The sequence below is a fragment of the Salinactinospora qingdaonensis genome, assembly GCF_039539445.1.
Lineage (GTDB): Bacteria > Actinomycetota > Actinomycetes > Streptosporangiales > Streptosporangiaceae > Salinactinospora > Salinactinospora qingdaonensis.
In genome coordinates this window covers 63345-81293 of the sequence record NZ_BAABDD010000007.1, presented here as the reverse complement: position 1 = coordinate 81293, position 17949 = coordinate 63345, and the positions used below count along the sequence as shown (strand labels likewise).

14 protein-coding genes are annotated in these 17949 nt (G+C 68.3%); 9 read left to right on the top strand and 5 right to left on the bottom strand.

All coding sequences use genetic code 11. The features are described from left to right. Positions 1 to 27 precede the first annotated feature (27 nt). From ABD848_RS09515 to ABD848_RS09505, 3 genes are all read right to left on the bottom strand, one after another. Complete coding sequence (locus tag ABD848_RS09515) at positions 28 to 828, bottom strand: M48 family metallopeptidase (protein ID WP_344969851.1); 801 nt, start codon at positions 826 to 828, stop codon at positions 28 to 30. A 515-nt stretch (positions 829 to 1343) separates the two neighbouring features. Continuing rightward, complete coding sequence (locus ABD848_RS09510; protein ID WP_344969849.1) at positions 1344 to 3080, bottom strand: amidohydrolase; 1737 nt, start codon at positions 3078 to 3080, stop codon at positions 1344 to 1346. A gap of 308 nt (positions 3081 to 3388) precedes the next feature. Then, positions 3389 to 4369, bottom strand: a complete 981-nt coding sequence (locus ABD848_RS09505) for a CDP-alcohol phosphatidyltransferase family protein (RefSeq protein WP_344969847.1) — start codon at positions 4367 to 4369, stop codon at positions 3389 to 3391. Between the two features lie 216 nt (positions 4370 to 4585). Here ABD848_RS09505 and ABD848_RS09500 point away from each other — a divergent pair, with 216 nt between their 5' ends. Continuing rightward, positions 4586 to 6025 (top strand): GuaB1 family IMP dehydrogenase-related protein, encoded by a 1440-nt coding sequence (locus ABD848_RS09500; RefSeq protein ID WP_344969844.1) that lies wholly within the window; start codon positions 4586 to 4588, stop codon positions 6023 to 6025. Positions 6026 to 6407: 382 nt separating this feature from the next. Next, the gene (locus ABD848_RS09495; RefSeq protein ID WP_344969842.1) at positions 6408 to 6800 is read left to right on the top strand and encodes a DUF3592 domain-containing protein; all 393 of its coding nucleotides are present in this window, start codon (positions 6408 to 6410) and stop codon (positions 6798 to 6800) included. Between the two features lie 24 nt (positions 6801 to 6824). Here the strand turns inward: ABD848_RS09495 and ABD848_RS09490 are convergent, their stop codons facing one another. After that, entirely contained in the window at positions 6825 to 7931 is a 1107-nt protein-coding gene (locus ABD848_RS09490) for a VanZ family protein (RefSeq protein WP_344969838.1), read from the bottom strand. A 609-nt stretch (positions 7932 to 8540) separates the two neighbouring features. Here ABD848_RS09490 and ABD848_RS09485 point away from each other — a divergent pair. The 5 genes from ABD848_RS09485 (at position 8541) to ABD848_RS09465 (ending at position 13567) form a co-directional block, all read left to right on the top strand. Further along, a complete protein-coding gene (locus tag ABD848_RS09485) occupies positions 8541 to 11042 on the top strand; it encodes a sensor histidine kinase (protein WP_344969836.1) in 2502 nt (833 codons plus the stop codon). Further along, positions 11032 to 11475 (top strand): roadblock/LC7 domain-containing protein, encoded by a 444-nt coding sequence (locus tag ABD848_RS09480; protein WP_344969833.1) that lies wholly within the window; start codon positions 11032 to 11034, stop codon positions 11473 to 11475. Before ABD848_RS09485 ends, ABD848_RS09480 begins: the two co-directional genes overlap by 11 nt. Before the next feature lie 12 nt (positions 11476 to 11487). After that, positions 11488 to 11871: a DUF742 domain-containing protein gene (locus tag ABD848_RS09475; protein ID WP_344969831.1), complete on the top strand. Its 384-nt coding sequence runs from the start codon at positions 11488 to 11490 to the stop codon at positions 11869 to 11871. After that, positions 11852 to 12445 carry a GTP-binding protein gene (locus tag ABD848_RS09470; RefSeq protein WP_344969828.1) on the top strand — a complete coding sequence of 198 codons (594 nt, stop codon included), beginning with the start codon at positions 11852 to 11854 and terminating at the stop codon, positions 12443 to 12445. Before ABD848_RS09475 ends, ABD848_RS09470 begins: the two co-directional genes overlap by 20 nt. Positions 12446 to 12622: 177 nt before the next feature. Then, positions 12623 to 13567 carry an oxygenase MpaB family protein gene (locus tag ABD848_RS09465; RefSeq protein ID WP_344969826.1) on the top strand — a complete coding sequence of 315 codons (945 nt, stop codon included), beginning with the start codon at positions 12623 to 12625 and terminating at the stop codon, positions 13565 to 13567. Between the two features lie 325 nt (positions 13568 to 13892). On the opposite strand, the gene ABD848_RS09460 is transcribed toward ABD848_RS09465, so the two are convergent. After that, the gene (locus ABD848_RS09460; RefSeq protein WP_344969823.1) at positions 13893 to 14411 is read right to left on the bottom strand and encodes an NADPH-dependent FMN reductase; all 519 of its coding nucleotides are present in this window, start codon (positions 14409 to 14411) and stop codon (positions 13893 to 13895) included. Positions 14412 to 14937: 526 nt separating this feature from the next. On the opposite strand from ABD848_RS09460, the gene nagA reads away from it, so the two are divergent. Both nagA and ABD848_RS09450 read left to right on the top strand, forming a co-directional pair. Continuing rightward, positions 14938 to 16074, top strand: coding sequence for an N-acetylglucosamine-6-phosphate deacetylase (gene nagA, locus ABD848_RS09455; RefSeq protein WP_344969821.1), 1137 nt, complete (start codon positions 14938 to 14940; stop codon positions 16072 to 16074). A 773-nt stretch (positions 16075 to 16847) separates the two neighbouring features. After that, on the top strand, positions 16848 to 17891 hold the full coding sequence (locus ABD848_RS09450; protein ID WP_344969819.1) for an aminotransferase class V-fold PLP-dependent enzyme: 1044 nt from the start codon (positions 16848 to 16850) through the stop codon (positions 17889 to 17891). The last annotated feature ends 58 nt before the right edge of the window (positions 17892 to 17949 follow it).

Below are 17949 nucleotides of genomic sequence, written 5' to 3'. Positions count from 1 at the left end.
CATCCGCGGGGCAGTGCGGCCGTGGCTTCACAGCACCCGGCCCGGGCGCCTGCGGTCGCGTAGCGCGGCGAATCGCCAGGTGTTGACCGGGTGGGTGGAGAACAGGTTCACCAGCGTGACGAAGAACCCCTGCTCGACGCGGGCGCGATCGGCGATCTCGTCGAAGTCGACTGCCGGATAGAGGTATTTGCCCGCGGCGAGCACCCGCAGCCCCCGCATCCCTTCGGGACAAAACGCCAAAGCGTGGTTGTCGGCGGTGTACTCCTGAGCGCGGCTGAGAGAGGAGCCCACACCGGGGATGATGTTGGCCACCGAGATGCCGAACTGCCGCCAGAACGAGCTGTGCCCCGCGGCGATGTGGCCGACCTCGTGGCCGATGACGAACCGCAACGTCTCGGGGTCGTCGAGCCGCTGCCCCACTTCGAACAGGTCGCTGTTGATGGCGACATAGCGGCGGAAGCCGTGACCGGAGGCGAAAGCGTTGATCTGGCCGTGGCCGGCGACCACGTAGGCGTCGGGCACATGGGGGAGGTCGAAGGCGCGGGCCGCGTCGACCACCATGCGGTGCACCTGCGGGAACTGGGAGGCGCTGATGAGGACGCCGTTGACGCGCTGGCGCGCGTAGAGCATGCCGCGGGCGAAGAACACCACGGCCGGGATGCCCAGGAGGAGCAGGGGGTCGGTGCTGAAGTTGGTCAGCGAACGATTGACCGCCCCGACTACGGCGAGCACGGTGACGGCCACGCACATCGCCAAGAGTGAATTCTCCCGCGGGTGCCGGAGGGCACGCCGTCGCCGGTGGTTTCCCCAACAGATCCTCCTCGGCATGGACCCATTCTCCGTCCAGGACGACCTATTTCGGTGACAACGGCCCGGCAGCGAGCGAATCGCGGCCCCGGACGGGGGTCGCCAGGGGGCAATCCGGGGCGGGCAGGTGGTGTCGTTCGCTCGTGCCTCGATCGCTGCACGATCTCGGCAGCCTGACGGCAGCGGTGGCTGAGGCGACTGCAACCGACGCGGGCGGCCACGAGGGAGGACACCGTTACAACCCCAGGACACGACAACGAGTATCCCTCCCCAGACACGACATCGGAGAGGGGCGTTCATCCTGAGCCAAAGAAACGACTTCCCAGCACACAACACCAAACCACAGCATCCACCCCAAACACACCCCACCCCTGAGCTGCCGAGATCGCGCAGCGATCGAGGCACGAGCGACGGGACCCCCGCCGACAGCGCTATTGCAACCGACGCGACCGACAAACCACAGAAAGCAGCCGGGGCAACCGGGAGACAGAGGCGTCGGCGGCCACCGCTCGATCAAGGTGGCCGCCGACGAAGGTCTAAAGTCGGTGGGGCGGCTCGTCGTCGGTGTCGTCCGAGGTCGGGGGCGGGGCGGCAACCGGAGGTCCCTGGGGCGGCGGAGCGGGGTAGGCCGGCCCGGAGGGCGGCTCGGCCCCGGCCAGGCTTTCCGAAGGGCCGGTAGCGGTGCCCCGCGTCGGCCCCCGCGCCGGAGAGGGCGGATCGAGCAGTTCGGCCATGTCGGCGGCGTGGGTCGACTCGCCCGTCTCCTCGGGGGCGTCGGCGAGGAGGTTGGCCATATCGGCACGGTGGGTCGACTCGCCCGTCTCTTCAGGGTGGTCGGCGAGGAGGTCGGCCATATCGGCACGGTGCGTCGACTCGCCCGTCTCCTCGGCCGCAGCCGCGGCGGGTTCCTCGGGCGGTTCGGGGTCGACGTGGTCTCCGAAAGCGGCGTGGGCCGCCTCTACCGGCGGTGGACGCTCGCCGGTACGGGCCATGTCCGGCGCGCTGTCGCCCGCAGCGTCGGCGCGCCCCAGGTAGGCGAGCGCCCCCATCGTCATGGCCGCCAGCCCGGCGCGCAGCGTGGGTTCGCGATCGGGCGCGAAGTCGGGCGCGTGGGCTTCGGGCACCGCCGCGAGTTTCTCGTAGGGCGTCTCGCCGGGAGCCTCGTTCCACGTCTCGTGCGGCGTGCCCCCGATGAACCAGTAGACGTAGGGCACGGGGTCGGGATCGTCGGGGAGGCCGAACTCGGGGAAATCCTCGCTGCCGATGATGGGGTCGGGCAGGTCGAGGACGTAGTCGTCACCGAAGAAGGCCCGGTGGGCCGCAGCTACGACCGCGGTCTGGTCGGGGTTGTTGTCGGTGACCCGCGCCCGCTGATCGCGGACGATCTCGGGCGCGCGCGGAGCGCCCGAGGCTTGGGACTCGGCGTGAACGACCCGCTCGATGGCGGTGTGGAGTTTGGCCGCCGCCCGTTCGGTGAGGGTCCGGGTGTCGATCTCCAGGTAAGCCTCGTCGGGCACTGCCCCCACCCGCGCACCAGCGCGCATGACGCCCACGTTGACCATGGCGGCGTCCTTCGGGTCGATCTCGCGGGCCACGACCGTCTGTAGCCGGGTGACGATGCTCGCGGCGGTCATCACCGGATCGACGGTGGTGTGGGGGCGCGTGCTGGGGCCACCGGAGCCGAACACGCGGATCTTCAACCGTGCCGATGTTCCCAGGATCGTGCCCGCGCGGTGCTGGATCAGCCCGGCCGGCGCCGAACCGATGTGCTGGGCCAGCGCGACGTCGGGGCGGCCGAACCGGGGGTAGAGCCGTTCGGCGAGCATGCCCGCGGCGCCGTCCAACGTCTCCTCGCCCGGCTGGGCGACGACCAGCAGCGTGCCGCTCCACTGCTCTCGGGCGCTGGCGAGCAGGTCGGCGGTTCCCACTAGGCACGCCGTGTGCGCATCGTGGGCGCAGGCGTGCATGACCGGTACCTCGTCACCGTCGGCGTCGACGCCGCGGGCGGTACTGGCGTAGGGCAAGCTGGTGCGTTCGGCCACCGGCAGCGCGTCCATGGCGGCGCGCAGCAGCACCGTGGGGCCTGGGCCGTTGCGCAAGACGCCGACCACCCCGGTGCCGCCGATCCCGGCGGTGACTTCGTATCCGGCGCGCGAAAGCCATTCGGCCACCGAACGCGCAGTGCGGTGCTCCTGGTGCGACAACTCCGGGTTTCGGTGCAGATCCACGTAGAAACCCTCGACGAGGGGGAAGATCTCGTCTAAGAGTCGCATGACCGCGCCACCGATGTGCGCGGCATGTTGTGGTTCGACCGCCTGCGGCACTGCGTCCACCGCCTTCGTCTGTCGTCGTGCTGGGGTAACGGCGCTTTTCACAAGGGGTTCGGCCACCACCGCGCCGATTCTCTCGCCAGCGAGAACGAAATCTCAAACGATCGACGAAACCCGCTGGCATGGCGCGCTGGCGCGTGGTCAGAGATCGGCGTGGACGCACCGGCCGCCGTCGCGCCGTGTCCGGCCCGCTCAGCACTGCTCCGAGGCGCGTCGGGCGGGGACAGAGGCAATCAGATGTGAGGTGGAACTCACCCCCGCTGGAGTTTCGCCATCTCAGCGGTGAAGTCGCGGGTGGCCAGCCAGAGCTTGTAGATGATGACGACTTCAAAGACCAGGAGCCCCACGCAGGCCAGGAGAGTGACCGGGACGATGAGGGTGGTCAGCGGGGCGAGGATGCAGATGAACATCTCGAATTCGATCCCGCTGAACAGGTGGGGCCGCACCCGCCCGCGCAGCAGGGCGTTGCGCACACTGGTGTACCAGCGGAACCGGTCGGTGAAGCCGCGGTGGACGTCGATGACACGCGCGCCACTCTCGTGGGCGTCGTTGCGCAGTGTCTCAGCGTCGAGGTCGGGGTTGTCCCGCAGCGCCTCCTCGATGAAGACCACCGGCGCCGGGTCCGCCTCGGCCGGTCTCTCAGGGTCGGCGCCGTCGGGGTCGGTCGCCTCAGTGTCAGCGGTCTCAGAGGGGCTTACGGTTGGGGAACCGTTGGAGCCTCGCGCCGCGACTCGCAACTGCCGCCGCATGGACCGGCGTGTTTTGGCCACCTGTGACCCGTTGAGGTAGCGGAACAGGTCGAGGAAGGTCACGACCGGGGCGAGAATCAGGTAGAGGACGTTCCCGGTCGCCGCCCACTGGCCGATCAGCAGGGCCAGCATGCAGCCGAAGAAGCGGATACGGTCGAAGACGAAGTCCACCCATGCGCCAAACACCGATCCGTTGCCTTTAAGGCGGGCGATTTTACCGTCCATGCAGTCGAGGACGAAGCTGAGGTGAAAGAGCAGCGCTCCGGCCATCAGCCACGGCCACGTGGCCAGCGCGAAACAGCCGGCCGCGCCTAGGCCCAAAACGCCGGCTGAGAAGGTGAGCTGGTTGGGGGTGATGGTGGTGCGGTTGGCGGTCCATACGACCAGGCGTGCGGCGAGCGGATCAACCAGGAATACCGTCCACCACGCATCGCGCTTCTTGTAGGTGCGTTCACGGACGTCAGCGAGGGTGAAGCTCGTCATCTGTTCTCCTGGCCGGGGACAGTGCCGCGCTGGGCGGCTCAACGTGACCGAACGCGGCAGGGGTATATGTGGTACGGCCGACCGATCATTGCAGAGAGGTGAGAAATACCCCAATCGGTACAGCCGTAATTGTGATGGGTACACAGGGTTAGCGCCCCGGCATCGGAGTTGATGGCGGTGGCGCCGTGCCCTGGCAGCAACCACTGAGGTAGAGGCGTGCGCTTTCTGAACGACCAGGTTCCCAACCACGATCTGACCTACAGCGACGTGTTCATGGTGCCGCAGCGTTCGGCTGTGGGATCACGGTTGGACGTGGATCTGGCCACCAACGACGGGTCCGGCACGACCACCCCCATCGTAGTCGCGAACATGACCGCGGTCGCCGGCCGCCGCATGGCCGAAACGGTGGCGCGGCGCGGCGGGCTGGCGGTCATCCCACAAGACATCCCGCTCGACGTCGTCACCGAGGTCATTTCGTGGGTCAAACAACGCCACCTTGTCCACGACACCGCAATCACCCTGGAACCGACCAGCACGGTCGGTGACGCGATCAACCTCCTGCCCAAGCGGGCCCACAACGCGGTCATCGTCATCGACGAGCACCGCCGTCCCCTTGGGTTGGTGACCGACGCCGACTGCGCCGGTGTGGATCGGTTCACTCAGCTCAGCGAGGTGATGTCGACCGACCTGCTGACGGTGTCGGCGGCGACCGATCCCAAGGAGGCCTTCGGGACCCTGCACGACTTCCGGCACTACCTGGCCCCGGTCGTCGACGCCGAAGGGTCCCTCGTCGGTGTGCTCACCCGCACGGGGGCGCTGCGCGCCACGCTGTACCAACCGGCGGTCGACAGCGCCGGGCAGTTGCGCGTCGCCGCGGCCGTGGGGATCAACGGCGACGTGGCCAGCAAAGCCACCGACCTGTTGCGGGCCGGCGCCGACGTGTTGGTTATCGACACCGCTCACGGCCACCAGGAGAAGATGCTTTCGGCGCTGCGCAAGGTTCGGGCCCTCGATCCGGGGGTGCCGATCGTCGCCGGCAACGTCGTCACCGCCGAAGGCACCCGTGACCTGATCGCGGCCGGTGCCGACATCGTCAAGGTGGGGGTGGGGCCGGGAGCTATGTGCACCACCCGCATGATGACCGCGGTGGGGCGCCCCCAGTTCTCCGCCGTGCTGGAATGTGCCGCGGCAGCGCGCGAGCTGGGCCGGTCGGTGTGGGCCGACGGCGGCGTGCGCTACCCGCGCGATGTCGCGTTGGGGCTGGCGGCCGGTGCGAGCAACGTGATGATCGGCTCCTGGTTCGCTGGGACCTACGAGTCGCCCGGCGACGTCACCCGCGACGCGCAGGGACGGCTGTACAAGGAGAGCTTCGGCATGGCCTCGGCACGCGCCGTGCGGCTGCGAACGGCCGACGACTCCCCCTTCGATCGGGCCCGCAAAGCACTCTTCGAGGAGGGCATCTCCTCAGGGCGGATGTATCTCGATCCGGAGCGTCCCAGCGTCGAGGACCTGATCGACGACATCGTGGCCGGTGTCCGCAGCTCGATGACCTATGCCGGGGCCACCACGCTGGCGGAGTTCTTCGAGCGGGCCACGGTGGGGGTCCAAAGTACGGCCGGCTTCAGCGAGGGTAAACCGCTCGACACGAGCTGGTGACCTCTCGGGCCAACGGCGGTGGCGCGGGAGAGGGCTGCGGTGGGCCGGGCTTCACCTGCCCGCGCCCACCTGCCGTATGGGGTCCGGAAACGTGCCCGGGCCGGACCCCGCCCTCACTGCGGTGGCCATGGCCGACGCCCCCGTAATGCGGCTATTGACCACCTCGCCTCACGGTAGGGGAGTGTCCTCGCCCGCCGCTTCCCCCTGCGGGGGATTTATCGGCCGCGGCGCCCCTTCGGTCGCGCGCCCCTTCTCCTCCTCAGGTCGGAAATAATTCGACGCGGGGAACCCAAATGTCCTACCGCTCGTTAGGGGCCAACGGTAAAAATGGTTACGGATTGGCCCGAGACGGCAGATGTGCGTATGGAGGGAGGGGGAAACCGTGGCACTGTACCCCCTGCTTCCCATCACCATTGGCCTGGCGCTGCTGGTCTGGACGGTGAGCGAGGCACGGCGTGACTCCCTGCTGGCCGCACGCGGGACGCGCGTGCGCGGCCAGATCGCCGGCTATGAGGAGTCGCGCGGCACCTCGCGCATTGTCGTGCGGTTCCACACCGACGACGGCGACGAAGTTCTCGTCGCCCATGACGCCACGGGGTGGACCGCTGCTCGCGCCGGCAACGACGTCACGGTGACCTACGATCCGGCGTACCCGCAGCGAGCCCGTGTCGTCGAAGGCGCATGGGTGAGTCATTGGCTGCGGGGCATGCTTGCGGCGTTGGGGGGAGCTATGGTGCTCATCGGCCTTGGGATCGGCGTGAGCACCTGGAGTTGAGGGCGCCCCGCGGGCGCCGCCTCCTCAGCGGGCTCCACTGATGGTGGGGGCCGGGTGGCCATGCTTCACAAGGCGACGCGGAAGCTCACCGTCGACCGCGGTGCGCGTGGCGACCCGGGTAGCGGTGAGCAGGTCGACCAGTCCGACCTGGTCATAGCGGACCAGGGCGGTTGAGGCGTGGGTGAACATGACGGCGATCGCCCACCAGCCCAGTCCCAGACAGACCAGGGCGACGATCGGTCCGTGCAGCAGCGCTGAGCGTAGCGCCACCCGCCAGCGTGGGGCGGGGTGGGGGTGCCCTATTCCGACGATCGCCAGATGGACGGCGGCTCGCCCGGGGGTGCATCGGTCGCGGCGCGGCAAGGAGACGAGGGGGCCAACGAGCGCGGCGAGCGCCAGCAGGGCGGCGGCCAGCACTGGCCCGGACTCCTCCGCCGACACCACCGAGCCTGCCACGAGGGCGGCGGTGAGCAGATGCGCGCCAAACCACCACAGCCCAACGTCAAGAATGTGGCCCAGCGCGCGCCGCGCGAGTCCCGGAGGCAATAGGTCGGGGACGGCGGCGGGCCAGCCACGTGCCAGCGGGGGTGTCAGAACAACGCTGAAAAGCCACCCCAAAGACGCCCCCAGGATGCCGAAAACCACGTCGTCGGTGGCGGCAACCCGGTAAGGGCACGGGTAGAGCCCGACGAGGGCGGTGAGGTGGAGGAGTTCCACTCCCGCCGCGAGTGTCGCGGCGAACACGGCGGTGGTACCGAGCCCGCGGCGGTAACGGTAATGGGCCAGTATCCCCACTGGCAGGAACGCCCCCAGGGCGATGCTGGCGTGGGCGACCCCGGAAAGAGTCAGCGGGGTGAGTGTGGCCGCCGGCTCCCACACCGTCGGGGTGGCCGAACAACGGATCTCGGGTCCCTGCGGCAGCGGGGCGACCGCGTAACTTGCCAGCAGGCAACCCACGAGTGGCACGGCCCGGGTCACCTGTCCGGACCAGCCCCAGAGCCGACCGTAACGCCGGTGCTGATCGGCCAGGAACAGGGCGACTGCCACCACAATCGCGAACGCCACCGCGGCGACGGGCGCAGTGACGGCCATGCCGACGCCCCCTCCGTCGGACGCATTGAGCAACTTCATGATTACGCAAGGCTAATGCAATGGACACTGACCCCGCACACTCCCTCTGTTTTTGGCCATAAAAAATATAAAAAAGAGCGACATTACGGCCATTATTAGCCGTACGTAACCACATCATCTCCGAACGCACGTGACTGCCACTTTCTGGCGCGATGCAGCGACAGAAAGGATTCTTGTAACTATTTGGTAATTGTTTGTACGACCTTTACTGGTGGCAATTTGCCTCACCCCCGTCCTGACGTGGAGATATGCCGTCACGATCGCCCACACGCCGGCGCTCGCGGCATATAGCGAGGCGTTACGCGGGGGTTTCATAGAGGCTTCGCAGCGGCGTCGCCAGTGTGAGCGAGGTACTATCCGATGACCGGATTCACCACTTGGTGTGAGTTACAACCTTTTTTTGACGCGCCCGGTCGGATTCAACCGATTCCGTTCTGTAGCGCCCGCGCCGGAGACAGCGCTCCCTCCCCCAGGAGAGCCGCACCCACACCCTTCCCACCGGCACTTCCCGGCCACGTTTCGGCGTGGATCGAGCGACCCATGGGCTAGAGGAGAACAGTGCAGGCAGCACAACAGCGGCGAACACGCACAATCAAGGCACGCCTGAGGATGATCGTCCTCGTCCCGACCTCAGCCCTCATCGTGCTGTGGCTGTTGATCAGCGGATACCTGACGTTCGTCACCGTGCAGCAGTACCTGACGGCCAAAGCCGGTGAGGAAGGGCTCGCTCCCGCGTCGAGAGCGCTGATCGCGGCGATGGACGAGCGCTCGGCCACCATCGCCTATCTGGAACGCCCCCAGGAGAACCGCGAACGCCTCAACCAAGCGCGGGAGGTCAACGACAACATCACCGAAGACCTCCAAAGCGATCTGGAAAGCCTGCGCACGATCTCCCCACCGGCCGTGGAGGAGGCCCTCGACACGTTCACGGGCTACGCCTACAGCACGTCGGAACTGCGCACCCGGGTCGACACCGGCCAGGCGACGCGCGCCGAAGTCTTGGAATCCTACAACTCGCTGATGCGGGCCGGCGCCCAACTGTTCGACTCGCAGGCTCGGGCGACCTCGCCCTCCGAGGTCGTGGGCTCAGGGCTCAGTGCGACCTACACCTTCCGGGCCGTGGACAACCTCTCCCAAGCTGACGCCTACCTCGCCCGCGGTTTCGCCAGCGGCGAGATGACCGTCACCGAGCAGCAGCAGTTCGCCCGCCTCATCGGGGCCTACCACAGCCACCTTGACGCAGTCGCGCCCCACATGGCCCCCGAGGAGCGCGACCAGCTCGCCGAGCTGCGCAACAGCAACGAGTACTCCCTGCTCGTGGGCTTGGAAAACCAGATCGCCAAGCGGCGCACCACCGCCAGCGCCGACCCGAACACCCTCGAACTGTCCTACGACATGTCGACCCCGGTGAGTGAGCAGGAGTGGCGCGAGGTCTACTCCCCGGTCAAGCAGCAACTACGCGACATCGCCACCGAGCAGGCCCTCCACACCGTGGAGCAGCAGGCCGACATCGCCCGGAACACGATGCTCATGGCCATCGGCGGCAGCCTCGGCGTGGCCTGCATCGCGGTGCTGGCGGTCCTCATCGCGCTGCGTGCCGCGCAACGATTGACCTCCCGACTGAACCTGCTGCGCGACCAGACCCAAGAACTCGCCGACAATCAACTGCCCACCATCGTGGAACGGTTGAAGCGCAACGAGTACGTCGATGTGTCGGCGGCGGTCCCCGACAGCAGCCACAGCAACGACGAGATCGGACAGGTCGCCCAGTCGTTCAGCGCGGCCCAGCGCACCGCCGTCGAGGCCGCTGTGCAGCAGGCCGAGCTGCGTGACGGCGTCAACAAGGTGTTCTTGAACATCGCCCACCGCAGCCAGACCCTCGTCCACCGCCAGCTCCGGCTCCTCGACCAGATGGAACGCGCCCAGGAGGACCCCGAGCACCTCACCGAACTGTTCAAACTCGACCATCTGGCGACACGCTCCCGACGCAACGCCGAGAACCTGCTCATCCTGGGCGGGGAGTCGCCGGGCCGCACCTGGCACCGTCCCATGCCGCTCATCGACGTGCTGCGCGGCGCCATCTCCGAATCGGGCGACTACACCCGGATCAAACGGCAACAGATCACGCGAGTCTCCCTGACCGGCTCCGCGGTCGCCGACGTGATCCACATCGTCGCCGAGCTGCTCGACAACGCCACCACGTTCTCCCCGCCCCACACCCAGGTCCAGTTGCACAGCGAGCGGCTGCCCAACGGCGTAAGCATCGACATCGAGGACCGCGGCCTCGGCATGAAGGACGACGAACTCGCCGCAGCCAACGACCTCCTGGCCAACCCGCCAGAGTTCGACGTGATGCGCCTCAACGAGAAGATGCGGCTGGGACTGTTCGTGGTCTCCCGGCTGGCCCAGCGCCACGGCATCAAGGTCATCCTGCGCCCCTCCCCCTACGGTGGAATCCAGGCGATCGTGATGCTGCCCTCCTCACTGATCGTCACCGACGCTCCCGACCCCACCCCCGGTACCGCCGACGACACCGACGATCGAGCCGACCAGATCCCACCCCGGGTCTTTGCCCCCCACAAGCCGGACGCGCCCGCGGCGGCCACCAGCGAAGAGACCGGGGAGACCGAGGACGTCCGCCACGACACCGACCCTGCGACCGAGTCCGGCGACGCCCCACCTCAGGCGCCGACTCCCGAAAACGGCGCCCCCACGGCCGCCGGACAGGAGCCCGGCAGCGGCAAAGCCGATCTACCGCGCCGCAGTCGGCACTCGTCCCACTCGGGTGGCGCCTCCCCCCACCCCGCCACGCCGACCCCCCACCTCGCGGACGCCACCGCGGGTTCTAACGGCGCCGCCACCCAACGCCCTAGCCTGCCCAAACGCACCCCGCAGGCGAACCTGGCCCCGGAGCTTTCCGGCGGCTCTGTGGTCTCCCTGCCACCGGCCGGCTCAGCCACACCGTCCGGCCGGTCATCGGGAGACTCCGCCGATCGCTCAAGGCAACTGCGCCGGAAGCTGTCCGCCTTCCAAGACGGCACGAGGAGAGGGCGCCAGGACGGACGGCAGCTCCACAACGAGAGCGAGAAGGAACAGCATCGTGACGAATAACGCCTCTAGGGACTTGGACTGGCTACTCGACGAGCTCATCGACCGTGCGGTCGGGACACGGTGCGCGATCGTGCTCTCCGCCGACGGCCTGCTCATCGGAAAGTCAAAAGAGCTCACGACCAGCGACGCCGAGCACCTGTCAGCTATGGCGTCAGCTTTCCAGAGCCTGGCGCGTGGCACCGGACGCCACTTCGGCGGCGGTCGCGTGCTCCAGACCGTGGTGGAAATGGAGCACGCCTACCTGTTCGTCAGTGGCGCCGGTTCAGGCGCCTGCCTGTCGGTGATCGCCGAGGAAGACTCCGATGTGGGGCTCATCGCCTATGAGATGAACGTCCTGGTCGAACAGGTGGGTTCGTTCCTCGACGCGCCCCCGCGCTCCGAGGAGTCAGAACCCTCCCGCAGCGATCAGGTCTCCGAGAGCCCTTCCCGGTAGGGGGGAGAGCCGATGAACGATTCCCATGACACCTCGCATGACGAGTCCGGACTACCGGAAAGCGACCCGCTGGTACGGCCCTATGTGCTGACGTTCGGGCGACAGCGTCGCGACAGCGTACAGCTCGACATGATCAGCGTGGTCATCGCGGCCCGCGTCGATGCCGACGAGATCGCCCTGGAACCTGAGCAGATCGCGATCCTTGAGCTGTGCCAGCGTCCGCAGTCGGTGGCCGAGATCTCAGCGCGCCTGGACATCCCGGTAGCCGTGGTCAAAGTCTTGCTGAGTGACCTCATCAACAGCGGCTACGTCCTCGCCCGCGCCCCTTACACAGCAGAAAGCCCGGTGAGCCGGGACGTACTTCAGGCGGTACTCGATGGCATCCAACGACTCTGATGCAGACGGCGGACGCGCTGCGATCCCCTCCGCTCTCAAAATCATCATCGCCGGCGGCTTCGGCGCCGGGAAGACGACCCTGGTGGGCGCGGTCAGTGAGATAGCCCCACTGAGCACCGAAGAAGTGATGACAGAAGCCAGTATGGGCGTGGACGATCTCGCGGGGGTCGAAGAGAAGTCGACGACCACGGTCGCGCTGGACTTCGGGCGCATCACCATCAACGACGATCTAGTGCTGTACATGTTCGGCACGCCGGGCCAGCAACGGTTCTGGTTCATGTGGGACGAGTTGGCGCTGGGGGCTCTCGGCGCGGTGGTGCTCGCCGACACGCGCCGACTGGAGACGTGCTTCGCCTCCGTGGACTTCTTTGAACAGCGCGGTGTGCCGTTCATCGTGGCCGTCAACTGTTTCGACGGGGCCTACCACTACGAACCCGAGGAGGTGCGCGGCGCCCTGAGCCTCGCCCCGCAGGTGCCGGTCGTGACGTGCGACGCCCGGGTACGGGAATCGGATAAAGAGGTCCTACTGACCCTGGTGCGCCATGTCGCCGACACCATGGCCCCCGCCGTTTGACACCGTCCCGCGCCCGCTGCTTGAGCGGGCGCGGGAAGCTCTCGCCAAGGCCCGAGGCAAAGGCCGTGACGCAGTGTGGGAAAGTAGTCACACTGCCGGAGGCGCAGCCGTTTTCGCCGTGGGCGCGACGCCGGCCGGCTCCAGCAGCGGGCAGTACAACGGAGAGGGCACGGGGCAGTGAAACGGTTCGACTGGTACCACGAGACGCACCGGCTCGACGCCGCGCAGGACTATCTGCGTATCACGCAGATCCTTACCGCCCATGAATTCCCCTGGGACATGAGCCAGGCGCTAGGGCTGGCGCTCTACCGGACCTACGCGGTGCCCAGCATCGGTGAGCTGCTGCTTGGGACCAGGGAGTTCACCGAACGTACCCAGCGCCGCTACGACGACACGGCGCTGCTGCTCGACGCGATGCTGACGCACGGCTTCACGCCGGGCAAGGGGCGTGACGCGCTACGCCGGATGAACCAGATGCACCGCTGCTACGACATCTCCAACGATGACTACCGCTACGTGCTCAGCACGTTCGTCGTCATGCCGGTTGTTTGGCTCAACGAGTGGCGCTACGGCTGGCGCCGGCTCACCGAACACGAGATCACCGCCACCACCAACTACTACCGCGAACTCGGCAAGCACATGGGAATCCGGGATATCCCCGAAACCTACCGAGCCTTCCGCGAGCTGTTCGACTCCTACGAGCAGGAGCACTTCAGCTACTCCGACGGCGGTCGGAAGGTCTCCGATGCCACCCTCGACCTGATGGCCAGCTTCTCCCCCACGTGGCAACAGCCGCTCATGCGCCGCTTCAGCATGGCCCTGCTGGACCAGCGCCTGATCACAGCATTCGGCTACCGGTCACCGTCACGGTTGTGGCGCATGGCGGCCAACGCCGCGCTACGCACCCGCGCCCGCATCGTCCGCCACATGCCCCCACGCGAGGAACCGATGCTGGTCGAAAACAGCGGCAAGATCCGCAGCTACCCCGATGGCTACGACGTCAACCAGATCGGGACCTTCCCCAAAGGCTGCCCGGTCCCCCACGGCCTGACCACGACCGAAGTCGAAGCCACCGGCGCCCGCGTGCCCGCCCCACAGCGCCCCTCGACGCAAGGCGGCTAGGTTGTTGTTTTTGGAAAGGGCGGCGAAAGCGGGCGGTGGGCGCACGCGGGCGAGCGCCCCCGCAAGCTGGCGCGATCGCGAAGCGATCGAGGCACGAGCCAACAACGAGCACCCCCACAGCCCCGCACCCCTCAATCCTGTTTCCTAAAAGAGCAGCCAGGACCGACAGTAGGCATAAACAGATAAGTACGTCCGCCACCCCTGGCTGGCGAGATCGCGAAGCGATCGAGGCACGAGCGAACGGAGAACACTCCCCGCAGCCCCGCACCCCAGCCGTTCAAAAAACAACAACCTAGCGGCGGGACACGCAGGCGTTGGCTTCCGGTCAGGCGGCGACGGCGATCGCCTCGCGCAACGCGGGAGCGGCGACCTCGGCCCAGGCGTCAATCACCCCGTGCGGCTGGGCCAACTCGCCATAGGACAGCAACAGGCCGGGCTCGATCACCCAGGCTCCCAGGTCGGACAGGAGCACCCGCAGGTCCTCCTCAAGGTTGCGGTGGTTGCGCAGGTCGTCGACCGCGGCCATGGGCACCGCGATGGCGTGGGCCAAGGCGAGTTCGGGCAACCGGTCGGCGAAGACCTTGAGCAGCCCCGTGTAGCTGCCGTGCGCCTGCGGGGAGGCGACGAGGACGACGTCGCTCTCCTCGACTTGGGCGAGCGCTTCGGTCACCTGTCGGCTCGGCGACGGCGCGAGCAACTCCGGCCCCAACTCGGCGAGGTCGACAACCTCCGGCGAGGCCGCGATCGAGGTCACACCTTCGATGGTCGCCGCGGCGCGCACAGCGGCGGCCTGGACGGCGGAACGGGATTCTGGCGCGGCAACGAGCACGGTGAAGCGAGTCATGCGTGGTCTCCTTGTGCATGCGGCCGTGACCGGCCGCGAGAAGCGTAGCGAGGAACGGGGGCCGACTGTGGAACACCGCTGTTCCACGGCGTGGCACATGCCTCAACCCGGGAGGCGGCGAGAAGGGGGTTCGCGCGTCCGCGAGGCGCGGCGGGCCTGGGTCACCCCAATCCGGCCGTCATGTACGCCGGGATCACAGGGGAAAACGCCGCAAGAGCGCGGGCCTCGGGACGGACTCAGCTACGACACAGGGCGCTGGCCTGCTGCCGAAGATCGACATGCAGGCGCTGGACGAGCAGCTCACCGGCAGCCATGTTCTCCATCATGTGCGGGGCCGGCGTTATCGTCAATGCGTGATACGCGGTTTTGTCCGAGCCAAGGTGGGGTGGGCGCCGCGCCCACCGGCCGCGACGCGCGGCCCCTCTCACACGATCACCCTGTTCACGGGACGTGTGAGTGACGCCCTGCGCCGCTGGTTGGGCGAGAACGCGACGGATGTGGTGTCGGGCACAGGAAGGCGTTGCGGATGGCGACTCTAGCGAATGCGAAGCTGGTGACCCCGCAGGGGGTGACACAGGGCTGGCTACGCGAGGAGAACGGGCACATCGCCGCGCTCGGCCACGGAGCACCACCCTCCGACGGCTCCCACCCCCTCGACGCCGGGGGACGCTGGGTCATCCCGGGTACGGTCGACATCCATCTGCACGGCGGTGCCGGCGCGGCGTTCACCGACGAGTCTGCCGAACCCATCCGCGACATCGTGGCCTTCAACCGGGGCAAGGGGGTCACGACGGTGATCGGCGGCCTCGTGGCCGCCACCCCCGAGGACACCCACCGGCAGGTGAGCATGCTCGCCGAGCTGGCCGACGCTGGAGAAATCGGCGGGATCTTCCTGGAGGGCCCCTACATCGCCGCGGCCAAGTGCGGCGCCCACGATCCGGCGCTGCTGCGCGCCCCCGACCAGGACGAGTTCTCCCGGCTGCTCAAGGCCGGACGCGGACACCTGCGGATGCTCACGATCGCGCCGGAGTTGCCCGGCGCGCTGGCGTTGATCCGCCGCGCCGTCGCTGAAGGCGTCACGGTCGCCGTGGGCCATACTGAGGCGACCTACGAACAGGCGCGGGCCGCGTTCGACGCTGGCGCCACCGTGGCCACCCACCTGTTCAACGCGATGGGGCCGCTGCACCACCGCGAGCCCGGCCCGATCGCGGCGGCCCTCACCGACGACCGGGTGACCGTCGAGATCATCAACGACGGGGTGCACGTCCACCCTGCGGCCGTACGGTTGGCCTTCGCCGCCGCCGGGGCCGACCGGATCGCGCTGGTCACCGACGCGATGGCGGCCACCGGTCTGGGCGACGGCGAATACATGCTGGGCAAACTGCGGGTGCGGGTCGTCGACGGCCGCGCCACGGTCGCCGAGACCGGAGCCATCGCCAGCAGCACCATCGTGTTGCCCGACGCGATCCGCCGAGCGGTCCACGAGGTGGGCGTGACGCTGCCCGAAGCCGTGCACGCGGCCACCCGGGTCCCGGCACGCGCCCTGGGCCTGCCCGGGATTGGCTCCCTGGAGCCGGGCAACGCCGCCGACCTGGTGATGCTCGACGACGACCTCACCGTCGCCGGCGTGGCCCACCGCGGCACCTGGCTCGACGGCCGCTAGATGGTCGCCCGAGGTGGCCCACCGCGGCACAGCGTGCGGTTCTCCCCCGCGCATGCGGAGGTGGCGGCATGACGGGCATAGGCGAGGCCGCCCATTACCGGTGCTCACCGCGCACACGGGGGTGGCGGGGTCATAAGGCGTTTCTCGTCGCTCGTGCCTCGATCGCTTCGCGATCTCAGCAGCCGGAGGGGACGCAGTGGTTGAGGTGGAGTGAAGTGGTGCAGGCGGCCACCGCGATGAAGGAACGTCACTGTAGTTCGGGACCCAACAGGTGGCGACCTCCTCGAGGCCGACGCCAGGCCGCGACCCCAAAGACAACCACCCCCTAGCAGGGTCGAACCTCACCAGGCCACACCCCCACAACCTGAAACCCCACCAGGCCACGGCCCTAGATCACCCCCTCACAACCTGAAACCCCACCAGGCCACGGCCCTAGATCACCCCCTCACAACCTGAAACCCCACCAGGCCACGGCCCTAGATCACCCCCTCACAACCTGAAACCCCACCAAACCACACCCACAACCTGAAACCCCACCAAGGGGCGGCAGACTGAGGCACCCACCCCAGGCGCAGCCCACCCCTGGCTGCCGAGATCGCGAAGCGATCGAGGCACGAGCGAACGACGAACACCCCCACAACCCAGCCGACCACCCAACAAGCTCCAAGGCCACCCACCCGAAGCCATCAGGTCGACAGAGGCGCGTGGCAGAGCCGTGGACTCGCCGGCCCCGCCGGCGCCGCCGGGAGCCCGGCTTTGCCATGCTGGAGGTCATGGATCTCGCTTCGGCCCGGCGACGCTGGGATGTCGACGACGTCGACTCCGTGTGGCTCAACACCGCCCAGTACGGAATCCCGCCCCGCACTGCCGTGACCGCGCTGACCGAAGCGATGCGGGTGTGGCGCACCGGCAGCGAGGGGCCGCAGGCGTGGGGGCGGGCCGGCGAGATCGCGCGGCACCACTTCGCGGCGCTCGTGGGCGCTCCCGTCGAGGGGATCACGCAGGGAGCAACGACCGCCCAACTCCTGGGCACTGTGGCCGCGTCGCTGCCGGAGGGGGCGCGGGTCGTGGTCCCCGAAGGCGACTACACCTCGGCTGTCTTCCCCTGGCGTGCCCAAGCGGACCGGGGGGTCGAGGTCGTGGCGGTGCCGCTGGACAAACTGGCCGACGCTGTGGACGCGCGCACCTCGATCGTGGCGTTCAGCCTGGTGCAGTCGGCCACGGGCGAACTCGCGCCGGTGAACGAGGTTCTGGCGGCGGCGCACGCCGTCGACGCCTGGACGGCGGTCGACGCCACACAGGCAGCGGGCTGGCTGCCGTTGGACGCGACACGCTTCGACATGGTCGCGGTGTCGGCCTACAAGTGGCTCATGGCTCCTCGCGGCTTGGCCTACGGCTACCTGTCGCCCCGGCTGCGCGCGGCCACGCGCCCTCTCAACGCCGGCCCGACCGCGGCTGAGGACCCGATGGCGTCGTTCTACAGCACCGAGATGCACCTGTCGCCGACCGCCTCACGGTTCGACCTCTCCCCCGCCTGGTTCGCCTGCGTCGGAGCGGCGGCGTCCCTAGGCACCCTGCGAGAGATCGGCGTCGACACTGTCCACAAGCACAACGTCGCACTGGCCAACCGGTTCCTGACCGGACTCGGCCTGCCGCCCGGCGATTCCGCGATCGTCACGGTAGAACGCCCCAACGCGGGCGAACGGTTGCGCGCCGCCGGAGTGCATGCCGCCGAACGTGCCGGCCGCGCCCGCCTGTCGTTCCACGTCTACACCACCGAAGACGACACTGACCGCGCCGTGGCCGCACTGCGGTGAGCTGGGAGCCGTGACCCCAGGAGCCGGCCCCCGGGGAGCCGGCTGGTGCGCTTACCGC

Coding starts and splice junctions, on each gene's coding strand:
- ABD848_RS09515 (WP_344969851.1), bottom strand. CDS start 828: ATGCCGAGGAGGATCTGTTGGGGAAACCACCGGCGACGGCGTGCCCTC.
- ABD848_RS09510 (WP_344969849.1), bottom strand. CDS start 3,080: ATGCGACTCTTAGACGAGATCTTCCCCCTCGTCGAGGGTTTCTACGTG.
- ABD848_RS09505 (WP_344969847.1), bottom strand. CDS start 4,369: ATGACGAGCTTCACCCTCGCTGACGTCCGTGAACGCACCTACAAGAAG.
- ABD848_RS09490 (WP_344969838.1), bottom strand. CDS start 7,931: ATGAAGTTGCTCAATGCGTCCGACGGAGGGGGCGTCGGCATGGCCGTC.
- ABD848_RS09485 (WP_344969836.1), top strand. CDS start 8,541: ATGATCGTCCTCGTCCCGACCTCAGCCCTCATCGTGCTGTGGCTGTTG.
- ABD848_RS09475 (WP_344969831.1), top strand. CDS start 11,488: ATGAACGATTCCCATGACACCTCGCATGACGAGTCCGGACTACCGGAA.
- ABD848_RS09470 (WP_344969828.1), top strand. CDS start 11,852: ATGGCATCCAACGACTCTGATGCAGACGGCGGACGCGCTGCGATCCCC.
- ABD848_RS09460 (WP_344969823.1), bottom strand. CDS start 14,411: ATGACTCGCTTCACCGTGCTCGTTGCCGCGCCAGAATCCCGTTCCGCC.
- nagA (WP_344969821.1), top strand. CDS start 14,938: ATGGCGACTCTAGCGAATGCGAAGCTGGTGACCCCGCAGGGGGTGACA.
- ABD848_RS09450 (WP_344969819.1), top strand. CDS start 16,848: ATGGATCTCGCTTCGGCCCGGCGACGCTGGGATGTCGACGACGTCGAC.